Here is a 21,689-nt window from a genome sequence, read left to right as displayed (position 1 = left end):
CGGTGTGCAATCCGATGCTATAAAACAGCGGTAGGCAAGACCTGATGATCAACCATAAACTTAAAACCCATAACGGATAAGGAACAGCGTGCAAGAAAAGCAATCTCAACCTACAGAATCCACGAATCCGAACGTACAAGATGCTCAACGGCAGTCTTTCGCCGGAGAGGGAACCCGTTCTTCGATCATGCCGATTGATGAAAGCGGCCTCAAAGCAATGGCCGAAGAACTGGTGGGCCGCGTGATGGCGGACAAAGCCAGCGACGACGATCTCGCCTTGGTCAAGCAACAGCTGGGACGTTTCCCGCGTGGCATGGTCGCCGTCGGGGCACGTTGCGTGTGCGGCAGGCCGCTGGCGGTGGTGACGCGTCCTGTGCTGCCTGACGGCACTCCGTTCCCTACAACCTGTTATCTGACCAGTCCGGAGGCCACCAAGGCCGTCTCTCGGGTCGAAGCCGATGGTTCGATGCGGCACTATACCGATCTGGTCCAGAACGACGAAACGATTCACGCGCAATACGAGCGGGCGCATCGGCTCTATCTTGCCTTCCGTCACGAGCTTGCGGAGCGGCTTGGCGACAGTGAGGAGCATATCGCGGGTACCAGCGCGGGAGGAATGCCCGTACGTGTGAAATGCCTGCACGCGCTCGTGGCGCAGACGCTGGTGATGGGTGAGGGTGCCAATCCCATCGGTGACATGGTGATGGAACGCATCGCCGATGAGTTCGCCCAGAACGTCTGCCGTTGCACGACGTCGTTGGACTGAACGGGTCGATGACGTGGCAGCCGTGCGTGTCGCGGCACGGATGTGGGTGTTCGGCCGCGGCCACAATGTCGCTAATGTTGCGGTGGACGGATAATGTCGGAGACAGCAGAACCGATTGACACGAAAACAGATTGACACGAAACGGATGGTGCTTCCATGAGAGACGAAAACAAGGATTTTGTGACCGTTGCCGGAATCGATTGCGGCACCAATTCCATCCGTCTCAAGGTTTCCAAGGTGTTTGCCGACGGCAGCGTCGAAGACATCGTACCCCGTATGCTGCAGGTCATCCGGCTTGGACAGGACGTCGACAAGACCCACCGTTTCGCTGACGCCGCACTCGAACGCGCGTATGCCGCAGCCAGGGATTTTGCGCAGGTGCTCAACGATCATCCGGTGGACGGATTGCGTTTCGTTGCCACCTCGGCCACCAGAGACGCCGAGAACCGAAAGGATTTCGAGGATGGCATCAGCTCGATTCTGGGCGTGCGCCCCGAAGTGATTCCGGGCACCGAAGAAGCGTCGCTGAGTTTCCTCGGAGCCACCGGCAGCGTGCCCCGCCAGGGTCTTCAAGCGCCATATCTGGTGGTCGATCTGGGCGGAGGCTCCACCGAAATGGTGATGGGTGGCGACGGCGAATCCGCGCCCTCCACAAGCGTGCAGTCTGCATTCTCGATGAACATCGGTTCGGTTCGTATGACAGAACGTCATCTGCGCTCCGACCCGCCGACACAAGATGAGGTCGCGGAGGCCAGTGAAGACATCGACCGGCACATCGATGAGGCGTTCGAACATGTGCCGGCAGGAAAAACCGGCACCATCATCGGTGTCTCAGGGTCGGTCACCACGATGACCGCGCTGGTATTGGGATTGAAACAGTATGATCACCGTGCCGTTGACGGCGTACGTGTGTCGTACAAGGATATCTTCGCGGTCGACGACCGGTTCCTCAACATGACCCGCGCCGAACGCGCCACCTACAAGACGATCCATCCCGGCCGCATCGATGTGGTCGGCGGGGGAGCGCTGATCTGGAACCGCATCCTGACTCGCGTCTCGCAGGCCGTGCAACGTGATCACGGCACGTCGATCGATTCCTTCATTTCCAGCGACCACGGCCTTCTGGACGGCATCGTCCTCGACTACGGCGCAAGGCTGCTGAAACAGTAATGGTGAGCGATTGTTGCCGCCCCGGTTTCGACGTTCGGTGTTTTTTGACGACATTTCGGGTGTTTTTACGGTAGAGGCGATGTGACATAATATCGTTCTGTCGGCGTTTGCCGATGTGCCCCCGTGGCGGAATTGGTAGACGCAGCTGACTTAAAATCAGCCGCCATTGGCTTGTGGGTTCGAGTCCCACCGGGGGTACTGTACGATTCGCCCTGAAATTTGGCTGATCCATCTTTAGGATTTGCCGATGATCGGGCTTTCCGGATTTAAAGAGTTCATATGACTGGCATTTTGCGGGTTTGCGCACGAAGAAACCTGCGGTGTACAAAGGCACGTTAGAATAATGGCATGTTCACTATTCTCGACATGTTCAAAATCGGCGTGGGACCGAGCTCGTCGCATACCGTCGGCCCGATGATCGCCGCCTCCAATTTCGTCGCCTCTCTTGACGAACGTGACCTGCTGGGCCGTGTCAGCCGGGTCAGGGTCACTCTTTACGGCTCGTTGTCGATGACAGGGCTTGGCCACGGCACCGACAGGGCCGCGGTGGCTGGGCTGGAAGGCAACGTGCCGGCCACGGTCGACACCGATCATCTCCTCAATATCAAAGAGGAGTGCGAGAACACCGGACGGCTCAATCTCGACGGAAAGCACAAGATCAGGTTCGATTACGACAACGATGTCGTCTTCGAGCGTTGGAAGATGTTGGCCGCGCACCCCAACGGCATGCGTTTCGAGGTGTTTGACGATCACGGCGAAGCAATGGACAACCAGGTCTGGTATTCCATCGGAGGCGGGTTCGTACGACTTGGGCACGCCGACGATCTGATGATCGGCATTCACGAGAAGGCGCCGAAAGGCAGCACCTTCGCCGAGGAGGCGAGCGTCGACAGCAGCAACGATTTCCCGCCCGAGGCCCCGTATCCCTTCTCCAGCGCCAACGAACTGCTTGAGATATGCAAGCGTGAAGGCAAAAGCATCTCTGAAATCGTATGGGCCAACGAGACGGCCACCCGAACGCCGAAGGCGGTCAAAGAAGCGTTACTCAACGTCTGGCATCACATGGACGACTGTGTCAAAAACGGCTGCACGTCGACGCAGAAGACATTGCCCGGAGGCCTTGACGTGCCCCGGCGCGCGCCGAAGATCTATCGCGAGCTTTCCGGCAATGCCGATATCCTCTCCCATAACGTACGTCGGCCGGCCGCTGTGCTGGAGACCTCGGAATGCACTTGGGTCGATCTTTTTGCGCTCGCGGTCAACGAGGAAAACGCCGGCGGCGGCCGTATCGTCACCGCGCCGACCAACGGATCGGCAGGCATCATTCCGGCGGTGCTTGAATACTATTGGCATTTCGCCGGTTCCGCCAATGAGGAAGGCGTCATCCGCTTCCTTTTGGCTGCAGGAGCCGTCGGTTATCTCTTCAAGCGCAACGCCTCCATTTCCGGTGCCGAAGTGGGGTGCCAGGGCGAGGTCGGTTCCGCCGCTTCGATGGCGGCGGCCGGGCTCTGCGAGGTCATGCAGGGCACGCCACGGCAGGTCGAGAACGCCGCGGAGGTGGCCATGGAACACCATCTGGGCCTGACCTGCGACCCGGTGGCCGGCTTGGTTCAGATCCCCTGCATCGAACGCAACGCCATGGCCGCCAACACCGCGATCAATGCGGTGCGTATGGCACTTCTCGGCAACGGGCAGCACATGGTCAGCCTCGATCAGGTCATCAAGACCATGAAGGACACCGGTGCCGACATGATGTCGAAGTACAAGGAGACATCGGAAGGCGGACTGGCCGTCAACGTCGTGGAATGCTGACAAAGAACGGCATCCCACATGCCCGAAAATGGACGACCCCCTCTCGTAAGTTCTGTGCACTTTCGAAACGATGATGAACATCGGGGTGCATCAGTGCTAACCTAATGAAAATGTAAACTACAAGGAGGCCTACGTATGGCTACGAATATGCCCGAGGTGAATGCCGAATTCGGCGCGAAGCCGGTTATCAAGTTCCCCGACACCCCCGCCCCGGCCGGGCTCAAGGCCGTCGAACTTATCGAGGGCGACGGCCCGATGGTTCGTTCAGGCGACACGGTCACGGTGAATTACCATGGGGTCGTCTGGGGCAAGGACGAACCCTTCGACTCGAGTTTCGAGCGTCACCAGCCGGCGAGTTTCGGCATCGGTGTCGGCCAGGTCATCAAAGGCTGGGACCGTACGGTTCCGGGCCACAATGTCGGCTCGCGTCTGGTGGTTTCGATTCCGCCGGAATACGGCTATGGCCGGCAAGGTATGCCGCAGGCCGGGATAGGCGGCGATGACACGCTGGTGTTTGTCATCGACATCATCTCCACGCGCTGAAGCACGGAAATCCAAAACGATTGACCGGCTGCAGCGCCGGTCATATTTGTTTTCTACCGTCTGGCACTATCCGGGCGCAGAACACAAAACCGATAACAAGGCAAGGAAGAATCATGGCAGAGGAAGAAAAGACCGTTCTGCTCACGCAAGAAGCCTATGACAAGCTTCAAAAGGAGCTGGCCTACCGTCAGGGTGATTATCGTGACGAGATCACCCAGCGCATCGCGACGGCTCGCGCCGAAGGCGACTTGAGCGAGAACGGCGGCTATCAGGCCGCCCGTGAGGAACAGGGCAAGAACGAGGGGCGCATCAACGAGCTGATCGTCAAATTGCGCAACACGAAGATTCTGAAGGCGCCGCCGGCGGGAAAGGTGGGCAACGGCTCATTGGTCACCGTGGAGCTTGCGGGCAAGGAGATGAAGTACGTGCTCGGCTCCCGTGATATCGCCGTGGCGACCGACTATGACGTCATCAGCCCCGAATCTCCCATTGGCACGGCCATCATGGGTGCCAAGAAAGGCGATGAGGTCTCCTACAAGGCTCCCAATGGCCGTGAGATCACGGTGAAGATCATAGACTCCAAGCCGATGAAGTAAGGCCAATCGTCGTTATTGTTCTATATGCCTTATTCGTAAGGTGAATATCAAAAGGTCCGGATCCACCATTTCGTGGTTCCGGACCTTTTTGTATCATGTCTTGCGTTCTTGAGGCGAATGGACGGCCGGCTGCCTATGGGCGCACTTGCCAGAGACTGACGATGACCATGTAGATGGCCACCATGTGGCAGGCGTACCCGGCCACGGTACCCAGGTGGAAGATCTCGTGGAATCCGAAGACGCGCGGCCACGGATCCGGACGCCGCAGCGCATAGACGATGGCCCCGGCGATGTAGCAGGCGCCGCCTGCCGCCAGAAGAACGACCACCGCCGGCCCCGCGTAAGGCGAGAACCAGAAAAGGTCGAGGAAAGCCACCCCGGAGACGCCGAAGACGATGTAGACGGCGGTGTAGAGCCAGCGTGGGGCGTTGATCCAGATGACGTGGATGAGCAATGCCACCAGTGTACAGGCCCACATCCCGCCGATGACCCCGTTGCGCCAGTTGGGCGTCAACGCAAACGAAACCGGCGTATAAGTGCCCGCGATTAACAGGAAGATGTTCATGTGGTCGATGCGGCGCAGCAGATCGGTGGTTTTCGGCGACCAGTCACCGAGATGGTAGGCGGCCGAATTGGTGAACAGGAACGTCGAGCAGATCATGAAGACGGCGCACGCCCATTTCAGTGCCGTCCCCTCGGCAAGGCAGATGAGCACGATTCCGGCGGCCAGAGCCAGCGGCGCCGCGACGGCATGAATCCAGCCGCGCAGCAACGGTTTCGGGCGTCCGTGGACGTCGAGACGTACTTTGCGACCGGGCATGGGCGGGGGAGCGATGCCCAGCGCTCGTGCGGCTTTGACCTCGCCTCGGGCGATGACGTATGCCGCCCGCTCGTCGGCTTTACGGCGAATGGTGTCGGCCTTGCTATGTGCTTGCGTACGGATGGCGTCGGCTTTGGCCTCCATGGCCTGTTGCCGTGCCTCGGTGACGGAGGTTTCGATGGCCTTGGAGGGTTCTGCGGACTGTGCCGAATCGGAAAGATCGGGGGTGTTTTGTGCTGTTGCCGCGGATGGAGAGAGAACGTCATTTCGACTGGGGGCGTGGCGGTTCCGATTTGCGGCAATGGCGTCGTCGATCGTTTTTTTGGCGGACTTGTCGGACATGGCCCCTCCAGAGTCTCGGATATCTTTACGCCGCGTAGATACATGCAAATACCGATGAAACGGCAATTGCTTACGCAAGCGTAACTTACGTTATCGTAACCTGAGTTGATGACATTGTAAACCTATTTATTTTGGTCGGCTGACGGGTTTCGAATTGTCGCAGGCGTGAAAGTCAAGACGGTTTTATTCGGCCCGGCGAGGGCCGTGATTCTATTGGCGAGGCGGTGGGCCAACCGCTAAGCCGGTGCAAGGCCGAGGTGATACCGTCAATTTGCCTACTTTCGGTGTGAAGCCCTCCTCTCCTGCGGAAGGGGTAATACGTGTGGTGGCGCGGCACTGGGATGGCGCATCGACCACTCCCGGCTTCGACTTGAATACCGATGACGCCACGAACAAAGACCATGTCTTCACGCAGGTACATGGCAGCGGAGATGGTGAGCTTGGTGAGAATGGCGCGAGCGTCTCTTTGGTATCCGGTGCCCTCAAAACCACCGTCATCAAGGGCTTTCCGTTTCGTCTGGCCTTTGAAGCGAACGGTACGAGGCTTACCGGTTCGGGCTTTAGGTCGCTGGGGCGTTTCAAGCTGAACGAGCTATCCCCGGTTTCGGCCGCTCCCGTCGGAGAGCTTTAGCGTTACCAAGAACGGGCTGGCGTTCGAAGAGTCGGATGTGTTCACTGCGGAAAAGATTGACGGCGGCGTCGCGGTCACCAGTTCCGACGGCCGTGACTTCACCGCATGTCTAGGCTCAGGTGAACCTGTCACCAGCGTGGACGGCGTCGTAAATCTATAACGCCGATATGGTGTCACTTGCCGTGGGAGGAACGGCTATTGCGGATCATCTTCGTGACTGTCGATGATCCCGGTCCTCCTGAGGTAGTCCTGGGCCGCTTGGAGCATGTCGACCGTATCGGGCCATAGGAGCCACTGAAGCTGGATGCCGTCCACGAAAGCGATGAACTCCGTGGCGCGGCTATGCGCCTCATTTTCCGAGCATTGAAGAATTGCCGCGAACGAGTCCGTCATCTTGTCGGTGATGTCGGTGTATCGCTTCTTGAAATACTGGTGCGCCGGATGATCGGGGTTGGTAGCCTCGGCTGCGGTCTTGACGAAGACGCCAACCGTTCCGGGACTGTGCGAGTTCTGTTCGATGACCTTCAGGAAGATACTCACGTAGTCCTTCGGCCCGAAGGGTTCGTCGGCGTCCTTGGGTAGGACTCGTTCGGGCAGTAGGCTTTTTGACTCGGACAGGTCGTCGCGGTGTGCCAATGCGGAGACGATGAGCTCGTCCTTGTTCTTGAAATATCTCAGGAGGCCGGCATGCGAGATGCCTGCTTCCTTGGCTATGGCACGCAAAGAGACACCGTTGGACCCGGAGGCCGAAAAAAGTTTCAATGCGGCGTCCAGAATTCGCTCCTTGGTCCGTTCGCCTTTCGTGGTTCGCCTTTTCTTTACTGGTGCTGTCGATGTGTTCATGCCGTTTTATGTCCCTTGAATATTGGTTACCGCATCCATGATAACCTTCGAGTGGGCAAAGTGGGACGAAGTGCTTATGCTCACGATGTAGGCTGTCGTTACCATACGGAATCGTTTTGTTTCCCTTTCTGGCCGAATATGCTTGAGGAGCGGTAGTAATCCTCGAAGCCCAGGCGTTTCCACAGTGGCGTATATCGGGCTATCTCGTCTCGTGATGCTGCGTTCGAATCTACATGCCCTGACCACGCCAGCTGTGCGACCAGCGCAAGCCTCGGCAGCAGAAGAGTGGCTATATCGTCGTCGTTCCTGATGGTCTCGGCCCACAGCGCGGTCTCCACCCCGGCCTCGTCGCAGTCTTTGAGGGCGGTCCAGTTGGTGAGATCACGACTATCTCGGGGCTCATAGTCGGGGAATCCGAGCGTTTCCATCCTAGAATTCTGTTGGTTGTCAAGACTTGGTTCGGCGTATTTTCTATCGAGATAGAGCCATGATTGGCGCGAGTCGATCACTTTCGCCTTCTTCTTGGCAAACCGTTCGGGATCATCGTGACATAGCGCGTAGGTCTGGGCGGCGATGGGAGCGAACGGTTGGAGTGCCTTCGGCCAGGAATCCTTGAGGCTTTGCAGGGTTGGGATGTCCGCTTCTCCCATCCAGTATTGGTAGGCGTCAGATGCAACAGGGGAGCGCGAGGCTTCCTGCCAGGCGATGGTCTTCTTGTCTTTTGAGTGTGCCATGTCGATCAGTCTGCCGATTATGCGGTCATATTGATCTTGCGGCATACCGAACACCTCGTCCCCTCCGATATGGATATATGCCCCTGTGGATAATGCGTCGAGGGCATCTACGCAGGCGTGAAGGAATCTTTCGGTCAGCGGGGCATCGGGGGAGATGTAGGAAAGGTATGGGCGTCTGAACGTGCCGTCCGTCAATTCGGGATACGCATTGAGCAGTGTGCCGCAATGTCCCGGCAGGTCGATTTCCGGGATGACTGCGACATGGCGCTTTCGGGCGTGATCGTCGATCCGTCCCAGATCGGTCGCTGAGAAGATGCCGGGCTGGTCGTTGAGCCGTTCGAAGCCGGTTATGGGAATCCTCCATGACTGGTTGTCGGTCAGGTGTAGATGGAGCGCTGACATGCGGTGCACCGAGAGCAGGTCGATGACGCGCTCAATGGTTTCGACTGGCGCCTGATAGCGGGCCACGTCAAGGTTCAGCGCTCGGTAAGAATATCGTGGACCGTCTTCGAAGGTGCATGGGGCTTCCCCGGTGCAGGGCGTCGAAGCGTCGGGTGTGGCTTTGAACCGGTCGGTGAGCAAGGTGCATAGCGCACGGTAGATGCCGATGCATGAGGTCGATTCTATGAAGGTGACGTCGTCATGTATGGCTATGGAGAAGCGTTCGTCAACAGGTTTTGGGAACGGATTGATGCCGATGGCCTGGGATGTGTCGGAGTCGGGGCTGTCTGAACAGTTCAGATTCAACCTTTCGGTATGAATGATCTGCTCCGCACGTATATGCAAAGTCAGACATAGATCCTTGAAGTCCTCCCATGCTCGTTCACAGGAGTCGGTGGTTCCGGAGAAGGCCACGTTCGTCATTGTAAGCTCGTTTCACTCGTGGAAAGTCGTCTTAAGCACCAGAATAACACCGATTTGCACAAAAAGCTACCAAGTGGTAGTCTTTTGGATTGTGAAGAGAACTTCACAATAAACATATAGTTGTCGTATTGACTGTGCAAAGAAGGACACATGACTACAGAACAGACAATTTCAAACGGTGTTTCGGACGGCAGTGCCGTCGCCGGACACGCAGAGCCAGCTCTGGTCAACGAGCTGGGCGAACGACGGATCGTCGGTAAGTTGGGGTGGTTCGGGCCACTTAACCTCTGTGCGATGCTGTTCCCGACCATTGCCACATCGGCCGCCTCGGCGCTTTCGGGGTTCACCTTTACGGCTGTGCTGCCTGAGGCGAGGGCGAATAGCGCAATCGGTTTGCAGAGTATGTTTGGTGCTCTCTCGGGTGCTATTTTCGCTGTGCTGATCGGCCATCTTTCTGACAAGACGCGTTCGCGCATGGGGCGCAGGAATCCATGGATTCTCGGTGGGTCAATCGCCTGTATGGTCGGCCTGCTCGGCCTCGCTTTTGCGGACTACAGGATGATTTGGCCGGCGGTTGTCAGCCTGTGCATCTTCCAGGCTGGTCTGAATACGTATTACTCCGCTTACAATGCATTGTTGCCTGACCGGGTGGATTCTAGTCTGTTGGGACGTGCCTCGGCCTATTCCGGATTCGGGTCTCTGGCCGGCAGCGCCATCGGAACCATCCTCAATCAGGTGCTGATCGCCATCTTCGGTACCGGGCACATCACCCGTGGTTTCCTTACTCTTCCGTGGGCGATGCTCATCGTTGCGGTCGTTGTGGTTCTGGCGCTGCCTGGAGCCGATTTGCGTAAGATGAAGGACTCGCAGAAGAAGACTGGCGAAGATTCGCAGAATGTCCCGTCGCCCAAGACCGCGAAGTTCAGGCTTCCAGCCGACCGTGATTTCTGGTTGGCGTATGTCGGTCGTTTCTTCATCGTGCTGGCCATCATGCTGGTGATGCAGACGGGTACGCAGATTCAGCGTTACTATTTTGGACTCGACATCAAATCGGCTGCTGCGGTCGGCAGTATCAGCGGTCTTATCATGGCTGTCGTAGGTGCTTTCTCCTCGATTATCGGCGGGGTGGCCTCGGATAAGATCGGCAAGCGCAAGCCGCTGCTCGCCGTTTCCGCCGCCTTGGTGATAATCGGATTGGTGATTCTCGCGTCAAGAAAGGCGCTGGCGCTCTTCTATGTGTATACGGCACTGGCAGCATTGGCCTATGGCATCTTCCAGGCCGTTGACCAAGCGCTGATGGTTCAGGTGCTTCCGGATAAGGAGAATGCCGCGCAGGATATGGGCATTCTTGGCACCACGAACACGTTGACCGGCGTCATCGCCGGTGCGGTTGGGGCAGCGCTGATTGCCGGCATCGGCTATCGGCTCATGTTCCTTTTGGCTGCGCTGTTCGCCCTGGTAGGCATACTCGCCTTCATTCCCATCAAGCGCGTTCGTTGAATGAGTTCATCCGTATTCGCCATCGTCCTGTCTGCCGTCTAATGATGATTGGTTTGTTGGTGGGCGACGGCGGATACGAATGGGGCCAAGGAGATTGACATGGATGTGACGAGGTCTACGAAAAAAATCGGAATGATCCGGAATGACCGTTCGAAGGTATGTGGTTTTCCCGTGTGTGAACCGTTTGGCCCGCAGGCCGTCGCCGAAGGATTCGTTACGATTGGCCTGCCGTCGCGCATCGGTGTGCTTAATGCAATCGCCACCGACAATCTGGCTGATGCCGACCGTGTAGTGGTGTTCATACCGGGGTTCACCGGGTCCAAAGAGGATTTCATCGAATTCCTTCCTGTACTCAAGGATGTCATGCAGGATGCCGGGCATGTCGCGTTGGTCGCCTATAGCCAGCGGGGTCAGGCGGATTCCGCCGTTCCCGACGACGGCTCCTCGTATACGCTTGACGATTTCGTCTCCGACGGGTGCAAGGTGCTGCGTGCGCTTGGTGGAGGGAGGCGTCCCATCGATTTGGTGGGGCACAGTTTTGGCGGTGTCGTGGCCAGACGTGTCGCGATACGTGAATCGGGATGGATCCGTTCCCTCACGCTGTTCTCAACGGGTTCCAAGCCGGTCGCGAAAAGCGAGGATTCGCTGAAGGGCGTCGGGCTGTTGCGGCGTTACGGCACGTCGGTGATCTTCAAAGGTTCATATCCCGATCGGGCCGATGAGCCGCAACCGGAACCGGATGTAGAGATGTTCCGTCTGCGTGCACACGCCACCGATGTGAACAACGTTCTTTCGATAGCTAATATCCTCGGTTCTTATGGCGACGTGACGGAGGACCTGCGACGAACGGCCATTCCTGTTCTTTCGGTCCATGGCGCGGATGATGACGTATGGCCTGCGGACGTCTATGACGACGAGGCCCGTGAACTTCATGCCAAATCGGTGAGCATCCCCGGTGCCGGTCACAGTGCGCAGCTCGATCAACCACGCGAGCTGGCGCGGGTACTTGTCAATTTCTGGTGCTCGTTGCCCGGGGAGAGGCAAACGGTGAGGGAACGGTGACTCAGAACGGAGCCGGTCACTGTCCATTTTCTTCAAACGAGAAGGGGAATATCATGAGTGAGAATGTGGATGCGGGGGAGTATCGACTCCCGAAGGGGTTTCTCTTCGGTGCGGCCACATCCCCGCATCAGACCGAGGGTGACAATACGTCCAGTGATTGGTGGCAGCTTGAGCATGCGGATTCGACCGTGTTGCATGAGCCCTCCGGCAAGGCGTGCGACTCCTGGCACAGGTGGCGCGACGACTTGGGGCTCTTGGCCGATAACGGATTCAATGCCTATCGTTTCGGCATTGAATGGGCGAGAATCGAGCCGGAGGATGGCGTGGTTGACCAGGAAGCGCTGCGTCATTACGAGCAGCTCATCATGACCGCGAAAGCCATGGGCCTTGATCCGGTGGTCACGCTATATCATTTCTCTCTTCCGGTGTGGTTCTCGAAACAAGGTGGATGGTCGTCTCCTCGGGCGTGTGAACACTTCATCCGGTATGTGAAGACATTGCTGCCGATCCTTCAGGGTGCTGCCGCCATAGTCACCATTAACGAGCCGAATATGGTGGCGTCGTTGGCGACTGTGCTATCCGGCAAGGCGGATATGGCCGCTGTCGGTCAGGGGCTGTTGCCAGACCCGGATCCAACGGTGACCTCTGTGCTGGCCCGCGCGCATCATGAGGCGGTGGCGTTGCTTCATAAGAACCTGCCCGGAGTGCCCGTGGGCTGGAGTGTGGCCAATCAGAACGTGCAAAGCGAGCCTGGTGGAGAGGATACGGCGGCACGGTACTCTGAGGCTATCGAGGACCAGTTCATACGTGTCTCCGGCGGCGACGACTTCATCGGGATACAGGCCTATACGCGTACGGTGTTCGATGCGAACGGCAAGAAAACCGTGCCATCGGACGATGAACTGACCTCCAATGGTTGGGAGTACTGGCCCGAAGCCGCGGCCGGGGCGTTGAAACATGTGCAGGGGCTGGTGTCCGGAGTGCCGATGATTGTGACGGAAAACGGCATATCCACCAAGCGTGACGAACGTCGCATCGCCTACACGCGGGACTCGCTTTCGGCGATAGCGAGGCTGATGGCGCAGGGATATCCGATTCTGGGCTACTTCCACTGGTCGTTGCTTGACAATTATGAGTGGGGAAGCTGGGAGCCGACTTTCGGGCTGGCCTACGCCGGTAGGGAGTCTGGCACGTTTGACAGGGTCGCCAAACCGTCGCTCGCATGGCTCGGCGACTTTGCGAGGCAAGGTGTCTTGCCGACTGGTCAGGTAACCGTGGGTCGCTGAGTCGGCGCCGACACAAGAAACGTATTGCGATAAGGATAAATGGGCGAAACTTTGCGGCGCACATGCCGCAAAGAATGAACTGTGAAAGGTATTGATATGAAGGCAGCGAAGAATGATCTGAGTGAACGGCTTACGCTTGAACAAAAAGCGAGCCTGACCTCCGGAGCCACCACGTGGACGAGCGTGGGCATTGAGGGTTGCGTCGACTCGATGCATATGAGCGACGGGCCTTACGGACTGCGGTATCAAGGGGTTGAAGGCGATTCGTTGGGCATCGCCAGCAGCGTGCCCGCCACATGCTTTCCGCCCGCCGCGGGGCTCGCTTCCACATGGGATCGGGACATGGTCGGTCGCGTCGGTGCCGCGCTGGGGCAGGAGGCCCGTTCGCTTGGCGTGAGCATGTTGTTGGGGCCGGGACTGAACATCAAACGGTCACCTCTCGGCGGCAGGAATTTCGAATATCCCTCGGAGGATCCGTACCTCGCCGGCCAGTTCGGCGTCGCCTTCGTCAAGGGTGTGCAGTCGCAAGGCGTGAGTGCGGTGCCGAAGCATTTTGCCGCCAACAATCAGGAGACCGACCGATTTCGCGTCGATGCCAGAATCGACGAGCGTACGTTCCGGGAGATTTACCTGCCTGCTTTCGAGCAGACCGTCAAGCAGGCTCGTCCCTGGGCTCTGATGTGCTCCTACAATAAAGTCAATGGCGAATATGCCAGTCAGAACAGGCGACTTCTGACGGATATCCTGCGTAAGCAGTGGGGCTTTGACGGCGTGGTCGTCTCCGATTGGGGAGCTGTCAACGACAGGGCTGCCGCGCTCGCCGCGGGCCTTGACATGGAGATGCCTCCTAGCGGGACCGACGAGCGTATCGTCGAAGCTGTGCGTCAGGGCGGCTGCCCGCAGGAGGCTCTCAACGCGACTGTGGACCGTATATCGTTGCTGGCAGACCGCACTCAGGCCGTTCGCGCCGAGGCACGGCCGGACATGGATGTTGACGCACACGATGAACTGGCCCGTCAAGCCGCCCGTGAGGCGTTGGTGCTGTTGAAAAACGACGGGGTGTTGCCATTGAATCGTGAGGCGTCCTGCCATGTGGCGGTGATTGGTGAACTCGCGCATACGCCGCGTTATCAGGGCGGCGGATCATCGCATGTCACGGCTACTCATGTCAGCAACCTGCTCGACGGGTTGCGGCAGGACATGCCTTTGGCCGATGTGAGTTTTGCTCCGGGGTATGTCGTCGATGGCACTGTGAGTGACGCTTCGATGCTTTCGACGGCCGTCGATACGGCCAAACAGGCTGATGTTGCTATTGTCTGCGTCGGCTACCTCGAAGGTGACGAGAGCGAGGGCATGGATAAGAAGTCCATCGACTTGGCCGAGGATCAGCGTGCGGTGTTGGAAGCGGTGCTGAAGACCGGAGTACCTGTCATTGTCGTGGTATCAGGCGGTGGCGTGATGCGGATTGGTGATTGGGGAGAACGTTGTAACGCCCTGTTGGAAGGATGGTTGCTTGGGCAGAATGGAGGACTAGCCACTGCCGATGTGATCTCTGGTCTGTGCAGCCCGTCCGGCCGACTGTCCGAGACCATCCCCAACAGCCTTGACGATACGCCGAGCCGTTTGCATTTCCCTGGCTCGAACGGTGTCGTCGATTATGGCGAAGGTCTGTATGTGGGTTATCGGTATTACGATACGTTGCGGTGGGAGGTCGCCTATCCGTTCGGCTTTGGTTTGTCTTATACGACCTTTGAATACAGTGACTTCAAGGTGTCGACGACCGGTGACACGCAGGCGCGGGTGACCTTCACCGTCACCAACACGGGGTCCTGCCATGGGGCTGATGTGCCTCAGATATATGTGTCCAACGGCCTGCCTGACCGCCCTGTTCACGAGCTCAAGGGGTTCGAGCGCGTCGAGCTTGATCCTGGACAGAGCGCGGAGGTGAGCATTGACTTGAGATTCCGGGCGTTCGCTGTTTGGGATGTATTGCAGAATCGTTGGAGGGTCTACCCGGGCGATTACCGGATTGAGCTCGCGCATTCATCAAGGGACGTAGTGCAGAGCCTACCGGTGACGCTACATGGCGATGGCTATGCGGCGATATTGGAGCCCATGTCGACCATCGGAGAATGGATGGACAGCCCTTACGGCATGCAGGTCATCAAGCCGTTGGTTGATGGCGTCGCCAAGGTTCTTGGTGGTTCCAATCCCTCGCCGGAACTGCATGAGATGTTTCGTCAGATGCCTTTGATCAAGCTGGTTTCCTGGGGAGTCGGATTGAGCGAGCAGGATGTCGACCACATGGTCGATCAGGCCGAACGGCTTCGTCAATCCGGTGAAAAGAAGAAAACGGAGGCATAAAGCGCATGGCATACGTCTATCGTTCCGGCGATCTGAGGCCGTTCATCGATGGGATTGCCGACTTTGAAAACGGTCCGAGTGGCGGTGTGATGCCGCATCGGGTTCCCCAAAAGATGCGTGTGCAAATTCCCGACCCGTGGGGCCGCTGGAACGAGGCCTGTCCGGTTGGCGTGCATATCGCCTTGCACGCCGCCAGTCCGGCAACCCTTGAATTCATGGGATACGAGTTGAACGCCGGGGACGATCATCGGGTCGTCGTCGTGACTCACTCCGGTGGAAACCTGCGATTCCGGGATTACCATATCGAAAACTGTGGCCGGCTTGCCCTTGATGCCGCGAATACGGAAAGCTTATCTATCTCTTTCCGGCCGGGCAGGCCGACACGACTTGAGCTTGATCCCGCTCAGAGTGATGACGGTGATTTCACCGTCATTCTGCCTCATACGTGTATGGTTGAGCTGCTCAGAATTGAGTCGGAGCGTGAAGTGCTTCCGTTGCGTGTTCCCGCAGTTCGATTGCGTTGGGTGCATTATGGCAGCTCGATTTCCCACGGTGAACAGGTCCGGAATCCGGCCAGACGCTGGCCGGAGCAAGTGGCTTGGTCGCTCGGGCTGCATCTTCGAGATTATTCGCTGTCGGGCAACGCTCAGATGGATCAGGCCATGGCCCGGACCATTGGCGATACCAAGGCCGACGTCATCACATGCGCCATAGGCATCAATGTGGTGAATGCGGATTCGATGCGTGAACGGTTCTTCATCCCCGCTTTGCACGGATTTTTGGATACGATTCGCGAGCGGCAGCCACAGACTCCGCTGGTTCTGGTCACTGCCTGCTCGTGCCCGCTGCAGGAGCAGACTCCCGGCCCGGTCTTCACCGGTGAGGACGACAAATTCCATGTCGCTTCACGGCACGTGAAGCCGGACGATGGTGCCTTGACGCTCGTCAGAACCCGGGAACTCATCACCCAGGTCGCGCAACGGCGCAACGACCAGAATCTTGTCGTGGCGGACGGCCGCAGGTTCTTCGGACCGGATGATGCAGAACTGCTTGATGACAACCTTCACCCGAATCTGACGGGAATCGACCTGATCGCGCGTCGTGTCACACCGGCTTTTGCGGACATGCTCGATAAGCGTTTCGGCTTAAGTGTTGGGACCGCGTAGCTTGTCAATCAGATTTATGCGACAAGTGCAACATCCGCGAAACCAGCTCATAGTATGATTGAACCATGGCTGATTTTGATGAGATTCTCGCCGCGCAGTCCGATTTTGACGCCGGCGACCGTGAATGGCTTCATTTGTTGGTGGCGGACTGGCAGGTCATCGCCGATTTGAGTTTTGCAGACCTGCTTCTGGTGCTTCGGCGTGACGATGGCAAATACATCGTCGCCGAGCAGTGCCGTCCCTCCACGGTGATGACGATGCGTAGCGACGACGCCGTAGGCAATGAGGTATCCGAAAATCTCGTTGATGAAATCGACACGGCGATGAACGTCGACGGCGTTCTGCATACCACGACGTTGCATCAGGTCGGCAAATCGAGTGTCTGCAACGTCTACGCGCCGGTGCGCTGTGGCAACAAGACGCTTGGTGTGGTGGTGCGGGAGACCAATATGTCGACCCGCGAATCCAACGGCCGCTACGAATCCGAAAGCATCAACGCCGGCAAGATGCTCTTCGAGATGATTCCCCGTGGCCAATTCCCCTATCACGACGCGTTGATGAGCCAGCAGCACAACGCCAGGGTCTCGGACGGCTTCATCATTCTCGATCCCAACGGCATTGTGAAGTACGCCGCTCCCAATGCCATCAGCTGTTTCCGCAGGCTCGGTGACATCACCGCAATGGAAGGGCACTATTTAAGCGAAATCGGGACGCAGCTGCTCCATCCCAAGGATCCGGTCCCCGAGACCCTCCCGCTGGTCTTGAGCGGCAAGGCGGCGGCCGACTGCGAGCTGGACGCCAACAATTCCATGGTCTCGATGCATTCGCTGCCGCTCTACAACGAGACGGGCCGGGCCGGCGCCATCGTGCTCTGCCGCGATGTCACCGAACTGCGTCGCCGCGAGCAGGAATTGCAGACGAAGGACGCCACCATCTCCGAAATCCACCACAGGGTGAAGAACAATCTGCAGACGGTGTCGGCTTTGCTGCGCCTGCAGGCCAGGAAGACGAAATCCCAGGAGGTCAAAACGGAGCTCAAGGAGGCGCAGCGGCGCATCCAGACCATCGCCACCGTGCATGAAGGTCTGAGCCAGACCGTCAACGAGATTGTCGATTACGACGCCGTGATCTCCAACTTGCTCAAGATGAGCGTCGATTTGGCCACGATGGACGACCAGCATATCCATATCCGCTACATCGGCAAGTTCGGTATGATGCCGGCACAGGACGCCACGCCGCTGTCCCTGGTCTTGACCGAGCTGATCACCAATGCGGTGGAGCACGGCTTCGAAGGCCGCAAGGAAGGCAACATCACCATTTCGGTAGGCCGCAGCGGCAATCATCTGAACGTGGTGGTCGAAGACGACGGTTCCGGACTGGCCGCGGAGGAAGACAACGGCATGGCCCGAACCTCGGGTTCCGGGCTTGGCACCCAGATCATCAACACTTTCGTGACCAACGACTTCAACGGCACCGTGCGTTGGGGCGAGCGTCAGGGGGGAGGCACCAGGGTCATTCTCGACATCAACCTGCGTGCGGCACAGGAAGGCGACTGATCCTTGCGCTGAAGGATGCCAATCCGCCGGATGAGATTTTGCGGAGTGCGGGCCGGCACAGGGCCGGGAAAGGCCTTGTACCGGCCCGCACTCGTATCTCGTATCTTGTCGTCACGTGTGTCCGGTTGTGTCTTGATTCAGTCATGCACGAGAGCGTGATACGCACGGTGATTGATTCCTGCAGATGGTTTTTCGCATAACGGCATATAGTGATGTCCCTCCCGATGATAAACCGGAAGGGACATCACTATAAAGGCTGCAACAAATCTCAGCTTTGCGACGCATCATGACGGCGCGTCGCAAAGCCGCGATCAGACCTGCATCTGCATGTTCTGACTGCGGCGGGCGCGCATGGCGCGGCGCTTCAGGGCACGGCGCTCATCCTCGCTCAGGCCGCCCCAGACGCCGTAGTCCTGATTGGTGTCGAGTGCGCACTTGAGGCACGCGTCGATGACCTTGCAGGTACGGCAGATGGCCTTGGCCTCTTCGATCTGCTGATAGGCGGCGCCCGTGTTGCCGACGGGGAAGAAAAGCTCGGGATCCTTGTCGCGGCATGCCGCTTTGGCTCGCCAATCAAAAGCATTACTCATAGAAGCAAACGACCTTCCTGTTGTCCTCGACTGCATTCCACTACTTAGGTAATCACGAAAAGCAGATTTTTTCAAGGGTTTTCACCGAAAAAAATAGTGTTAATTTTGTCCAACCGATTCCGCCAGAGTGCCGACGGTCCCCGGCTTGTGGTCTCCGGATGCGAGCTGAGAGAACAATTCGAGGTTTTTCGAATCGTCCAGAAGAACGCTCGAACCGACTCCATCGACGTAATAGTCCGGGTCGGTCCAATAAACGGAGCCGGAGATGCCGGATTTCCCTGTAGCGGCTTTGAACGCCTTGGCCATCGACAGCAACGTGAGCGGGTTGGTCTGCTTATCGACTTCGATGGAGGAAAGGGCCGCCTTGGCGACTTTCTGCGCCTTTGTCGGGCTTTTCATGATATCGGACGAAGAGGCCTTGCTCATGATGGCCCCGATGACCTGACGTTGTCGCTCGGCACGTCCGAAATCGCCTTTTGGATCGGAGTAACGCATACGCGAGAAGGCAAGTGCCGTGCCGCCATCGGCCACATGACAACCAGCCTGCCAGTTGAGTCCTGAGTAAGCGTCATTGACCGTGTTGTCGTAGCAGAGTTTGACCCCGCCAAGGGCGTCAACCACGTGGGTCAGCCCATTGAATTTGATCTCGGCGACATGGTCGATTTTCTGGCCGGTGATATCTTCCACTTTGCCGGTCAGTGTCTTTTTGCTTTGTGTTTCGGCCACGGCGTTGATCTTCATGTTCGTTCCATCGACTTTGACCAGCGAATCACGCGGAATCGAAATGAGCGAGGAGGAACCGTGGGAGGGCTTGGTCAGCACGAGTATGGTGTCGGTGCGGAAGCCCGGAGTGTCGTCGGCGCTTCCCCCGACTCCGGAATCGTCACGTTCGTCCGAACCGAGCACGAGCCAGGAGGTGCCGTTGGTATTGACTTTGCCGGTCAGCCAATCGCTTTTGTCGAGTTGCGAATTGGCCCAGTTCCAGCAGCCGAAGATCGCCAGGACAATGACCAGAACAATGGCGAGCAGAGCGGAAAGCACCCAATGGTGTTTTTTGTGTGGTCTGGTCGCCTCATTGCCGAATCCCGAGCCGAACCCCGAAGGTTGGGCTCGGCTCGGACGTTTCGGTGATATCGCAGAACCGTTGTATTCCCGTTTTGAACTCCGTGAAGACGAGGAACGTGCCGGGGACGCGATGCGCGAGGAACCCGTACTCTGACGGGGTGTGCGTGGCTGGGCCGGGGCTAGGGCCGGTGGCTGGTCCGGTTTTTGAATTGGCCGGTGACTGGCCGTCCTTTTGCGGGGTTTGGCAGGAGAAAAGGCGGGAGGGACCTGCGGGGTGGCGGAGGGAACCGGTACCCGTCCGGTGTCCGGACGCTTGCGTGCGCCGGAGGGTATGAAGCTGGGTGGGGTTCCCTGCGCGTCGAATCCACCTGACTGCTTGACCATATACCCTCCCGAAAGCTTAGAGCAGTTACTACTTTTACTCGCGGGAGGATGCGAAGAGGGGAGGGTTTGCCTACTTCTGCGCAGGAACCGCACATACGGTCGCGTTGAGGTACTGGTTGGCCACCCCCATGTACTGGCCGGTGACGGGATCATGGATCATGCCGTTTTCCGGGTCCACGGTTCCTCCGGTGACGGGGTCGATGAGTCTGCCGTCGGAGGCGGTAATGAGTCCGGTCTTCGGATCGGGAGTGCCCTGCTGGGTTTGGGTGCCATTGGCATCCTGGCCTTGGTTTTGACCCGTCGTGCCTTGGCCTTGGCTCGGGCTCTGGTTCTGAGCGCCCGTGCCTGTGTCCTGTTGGGTCAGCGGCTTGTATTCGCGCAGTTTGGCCCATGTCGCATCGGCGTCATCGGACCAGACCACACGGTTGTTTGGATCGGTGGGCGCCGGGACGACCGAAATGGTGCGTGCATAGAGATGATCGGGTTTGATGCTGTGCAGGCTCAGGGCGAGTCCGGCCAGCGTGGTGACGCTGGAAAGGCCGCTTGAGATGCTCAACGATTTCAACGCTTCATTGGCCAGGCGATAGAGCTGCGCGCTGTTGGTCAGCAGGTTCTTCGACAACGCCTCGGTGAGTATCTCCTTGACCAGATACTGCTGGCGTGCGGTACGCATGATGTCGCTGCCGTCGGTGCCGGTCCCGTGGCGCATACGGGCGTATTCGGTGGCCTGCGTGCCGTCGAGGTGCTGCAGGCCGCGCTTGAGGTCAAGTCCCGTGTAATCGTCCTTCGTGTCGGTCGGCAGGCAGACATTGACCCCGCCGATGGCGTTGATCATGCCTTGCAGGCCTTGGAAATCGACCACGATGAAGTGCTCGAGCTTCAGTCCGGTCAACGCGTTGACGGCATTCATCGTGCAGCTCGCGGCGCTGGCGAGGTCGCCGCCTTGGTTCCAGCCCGAGGCAAAGATGGAATTGAACATCACATTGTGTTGTGCGGGAATGATGCCTTTGCTGGTCTGGCAACTCGGTGCGTCGACCATGGAATCGCGGGGGATGGAGACCAGATTGATATAGGAGCGGTCGGCGCTGATCTGCACGACCATGGTGGTGTCGGCGTTGTGCTCGCCTTCGTCGTCGCTGCCGCCGAGTGCGGCGTTGTCTCCGCCCGCGCGTGTGTCCTGACCCAACACCAGGAATTCGATGGGCTTGCCGGCATTCGGATCGACGAGTTTCTCTTCTTTGCCATGTGGTTGGATGATGGGCTTGACCGCTACAGGGGCATGCGCCAACGTGAATGCGGCCACACCTACCGCGGTGGATACGCATACGACGATGGCCACCAACGTCATGATGATGGCGCTGCGTAGCCGGTGGCGAACGATATAGGCGGTACCGTGCATGGGCTTGGGGGAGCGCCAGCCTGCGAGGTTGGGTATCTTGAGGTCTTTGATACGGTGTGAAGCCATACCTCGCCTTTCTGTTTACCCGCCAGCCGAAGTCTCAAAGCCATCACGGGACTGCCATTCGTTATTCCTAGAGGGCATTGTATGCCTAGAGGTTGAATTTTTCCTGAAAATCCGTTGCCATAGACGCATT

The 21,689-nt window shown here is 58.2% G+C and carries 18 protein-coding genes and 1 tRNA gene; 13 read left to right on the top strand and 6 right to left on the bottom strand.

What is annotated here, in order from left to right; all coding sequences use genetic code 11:
• Positions 1-187 precede the first annotated feature (187 nt).
• The 6 genes from OZX71_RS05430 (at position 188) to greA (ending at position 4,887) form a co-directional block, all read left to right on the top strand.
• Positions 188-766: a DUF501 domain-containing protein gene (locus OZX71_RS05430; protein WP_277159611.1), complete on the top strand. Its 579-nt coding sequence runs from the start codon at positions 188-190 to the stop codon at positions 764-766.
• A gap of 156 nt (positions 767-922) precedes the next feature.
• Positions 923-1,936 carry a Ppx/GppA family phosphatase gene (locus OZX71_RS05425; protein WP_277159610.1) on the top strand — a complete coding sequence of 338 codons (1,014 nt, stop codon included), beginning with the start codon at positions 923-925 and terminating at the stop codon, positions 1,934-1,936.
• A gap of 117 nt (positions 1,937-2,053) precedes the next feature.
• A tRNA-Leu gene (locus tag OZX71_RS05420) sits at positions 2,054-2,134 on the top strand.
• Between the two features lie 150 nt (positions 2,135-2,284).
• Positions 2,285-3,748, top strand: a complete 1,464-nt coding sequence (locus tag OZX71_RS05415) for an L-serine ammonia-lyase (RefSeq protein WP_277146571.1) — start codon at positions 2,285-2,287, stop codon at positions 3,746-3,748.
• A 135-nt stretch (positions 3,749-3,883) separates the two neighbouring features.
• A complete protein-coding gene (locus OZX71_RS05410) occupies positions 3,884-4,291 on the top strand; it encodes an FKBP-type peptidyl-prolyl cis-trans isomerase (RefSeq protein ID WP_277146572.1) in 408 nt (135 codons plus the stop codon).
• 113 nt (positions 4,292-4,404) lie between these two features.
• Positions 4,405-4,887 (top strand): transcription elongation factor GreA, encoded by a 483-nt coding sequence (gene greA, locus OZX71_RS05405; RefSeq protein ID WP_277146573.1) that lies wholly within the window; start codon positions 4,405-4,407, stop codon positions 4,885-4,887.
• Positions 4,888-5,020: 133 nt separating this feature from the next.
• Here the strand turns inward: greA and OZX71_RS05400 are convergent, their stop codons facing one another.
• Positions 5,021-5,851, bottom strand: a complete 831-nt coding sequence (locus tag OZX71_RS05400; protein WP_277147336.1) for a hemolysin III family protein — start codon at positions 5,849-5,851, stop codon at positions 5,021-5,023.
• Between the two features lie 469 nt (positions 5,852-6,320).
• Between OZX71_RS05400 and OZX71_RS05395 the strand changes: the two genes are divergently transcribed.
• Positions 6,321-6,680 (top strand): hypothetical protein, encoded by a 360-nt coding sequence (locus OZX71_RS05395; RefSeq protein WP_277159609.1) that lies wholly within the window; start codon positions 6,321-6,323, stop codon positions 6,678-6,680.
• A gap of 195 nt (positions 6,681-6,875) precedes the next feature.
• Here OZX71_RS05395 and OZX71_RS05390 read toward each other — a convergent pair whose 3' ends face one another.
• On the bottom strand, positions 6,876-7,523 hold the full coding sequence (locus OZX71_RS05390) for a TetR/AcrR family transcriptional regulator (protein ID WP_277159608.1): 648 nt from the start codon (positions 7,521-7,523) through the stop codon (positions 6,876-6,878).
• A 98-nt stretch (positions 7,524-7,621) separates the two neighbouring features.
• Entirely contained in the window at positions 7,622-9,121 is a 1,500-nt protein-coding gene (locus tag OZX71_RS05385) for a family 20 glycosylhydrolase (protein WP_277159607.1), read from the bottom strand.
• A 150-nt stretch (positions 9,122-9,271) separates the two neighbouring features.
• Here OZX71_RS05385 and OZX71_RS05380 point away from each other — a divergent pair, with 150 nt between their 5' ends.
• The 6 genes from OZX71_RS05380 to OZX71_RS05355 all read left to right on the top strand — a co-directional run bounded on the left by OZX71_RS05380 (position 9,272) and on the right by OZX71_RS05355 (position 18,055).
• Positions 9,272-10,621, top strand: coding sequence for an MFS transporter (locus OZX71_RS05380; protein ID WP_277159606.1), 1,350 nt, complete (start codon positions 9,272-9,274; stop codon positions 10,619-10,621).
• Positions 10,622-10,792: 171 nt separating this feature from the next.
• Complete coding sequence (locus OZX71_RS05375) at positions 10,793-11,683, top strand: alpha/beta hydrolase (protein WP_277159605.1); 891 nt, start codon at positions 10,793-10,795, stop codon at positions 11,681-11,683.
• A gap of 53 nt (positions 11,684-11,736) precedes the next feature.
• Entirely contained in the window at positions 11,737-12,969 is a 1,233-nt protein-coding gene (locus OZX71_RS05370) for a family 1 glycosylhydrolase (protein ID WP_277159604.1), read from the top strand.
• A 96-nt stretch (positions 12,970-13,065) separates the two neighbouring features.
• Positions 13,066-15,333, top strand: a complete 2,268-nt coding sequence (locus OZX71_RS05365; RefSeq protein ID WP_277159603.1) for a glycoside hydrolase family 3 C-terminal domain-containing protein — start codon at positions 13,066-13,068, stop codon at positions 15,331-15,333.
• 5 nt (positions 15,334-15,338) lie between these two features.
• Positions 15,339-16,499, top strand: a complete 1,161-nt coding sequence (locus tag OZX71_RS05360; protein WP_277159602.1) for a GDSL-type esterase/lipase family protein — start codon at positions 15,339-15,341, stop codon at positions 16,497-16,499.
• 65 nt (positions 16,500-16,564) lie between these two features.
• Positions 16,565-18,055 (top strand): PAS domain-containing sensor histidine kinase, encoded by a 1,491-nt coding sequence (locus OZX71_RS05355; RefSeq protein ID WP_277146574.1) that lies wholly within the window; start codon positions 16,565-16,567, stop codon positions 18,053-18,055.
• A gap of 311 nt (positions 18,056-18,366) precedes the next feature.
• Here OZX71_RS05355 and OZX71_RS05350 read toward each other — a convergent pair whose 3' ends face one another.
• The 3 genes from OZX71_RS05350 to OZX71_RS05340 all read right to left on the bottom strand — a co-directional run bounded on the left by OZX71_RS05350 (position 18,367) and on the right by OZX71_RS05340 (position 21,559).
• Entirely contained in the window at positions 18,367-18,645 is a 279-nt protein-coding gene (locus OZX71_RS05350) for a WhiB family transcriptional regulator (RefSeq protein WP_277144447.1), read from the bottom strand.
• A gap of 99 nt (positions 18,646-18,744) precedes the next feature.
• Positions 18,745-20,094 carry an LCP family protein gene (locus OZX71_RS05345; protein WP_277146575.1) on the bottom strand — a complete coding sequence of 450 codons (1,350 nt, stop codon included), beginning with the start codon at positions 20,092-20,094 and terminating at the stop codon, positions 18,745-18,747.
• 70 nt (positions 20,095-20,164) lie between these two features.
• On the bottom strand, positions 20,165-21,559 hold the full coding sequence (locus tag OZX71_RS05340; protein ID WP_277159601.1) for an LCP family protein: 1,395 nt from the start codon (positions 21,557-21,559) through the stop codon (positions 20,165-20,167).
• Positions 21,560-21,689 lie beyond the last annotated feature (130 nt).

The organism is Bifidobacterium sp. ESL0764 (assembly GCF_029395515.1).
Classification (GTDB): domain Bacteria; phylum Actinomycetota; class Actinomycetes; order Actinomycetales; family Bifidobacteriaceae; genus Bifidobacterium.
This window is presented reverse-complemented; position numbering and strand designations above follow the sequence as displayed.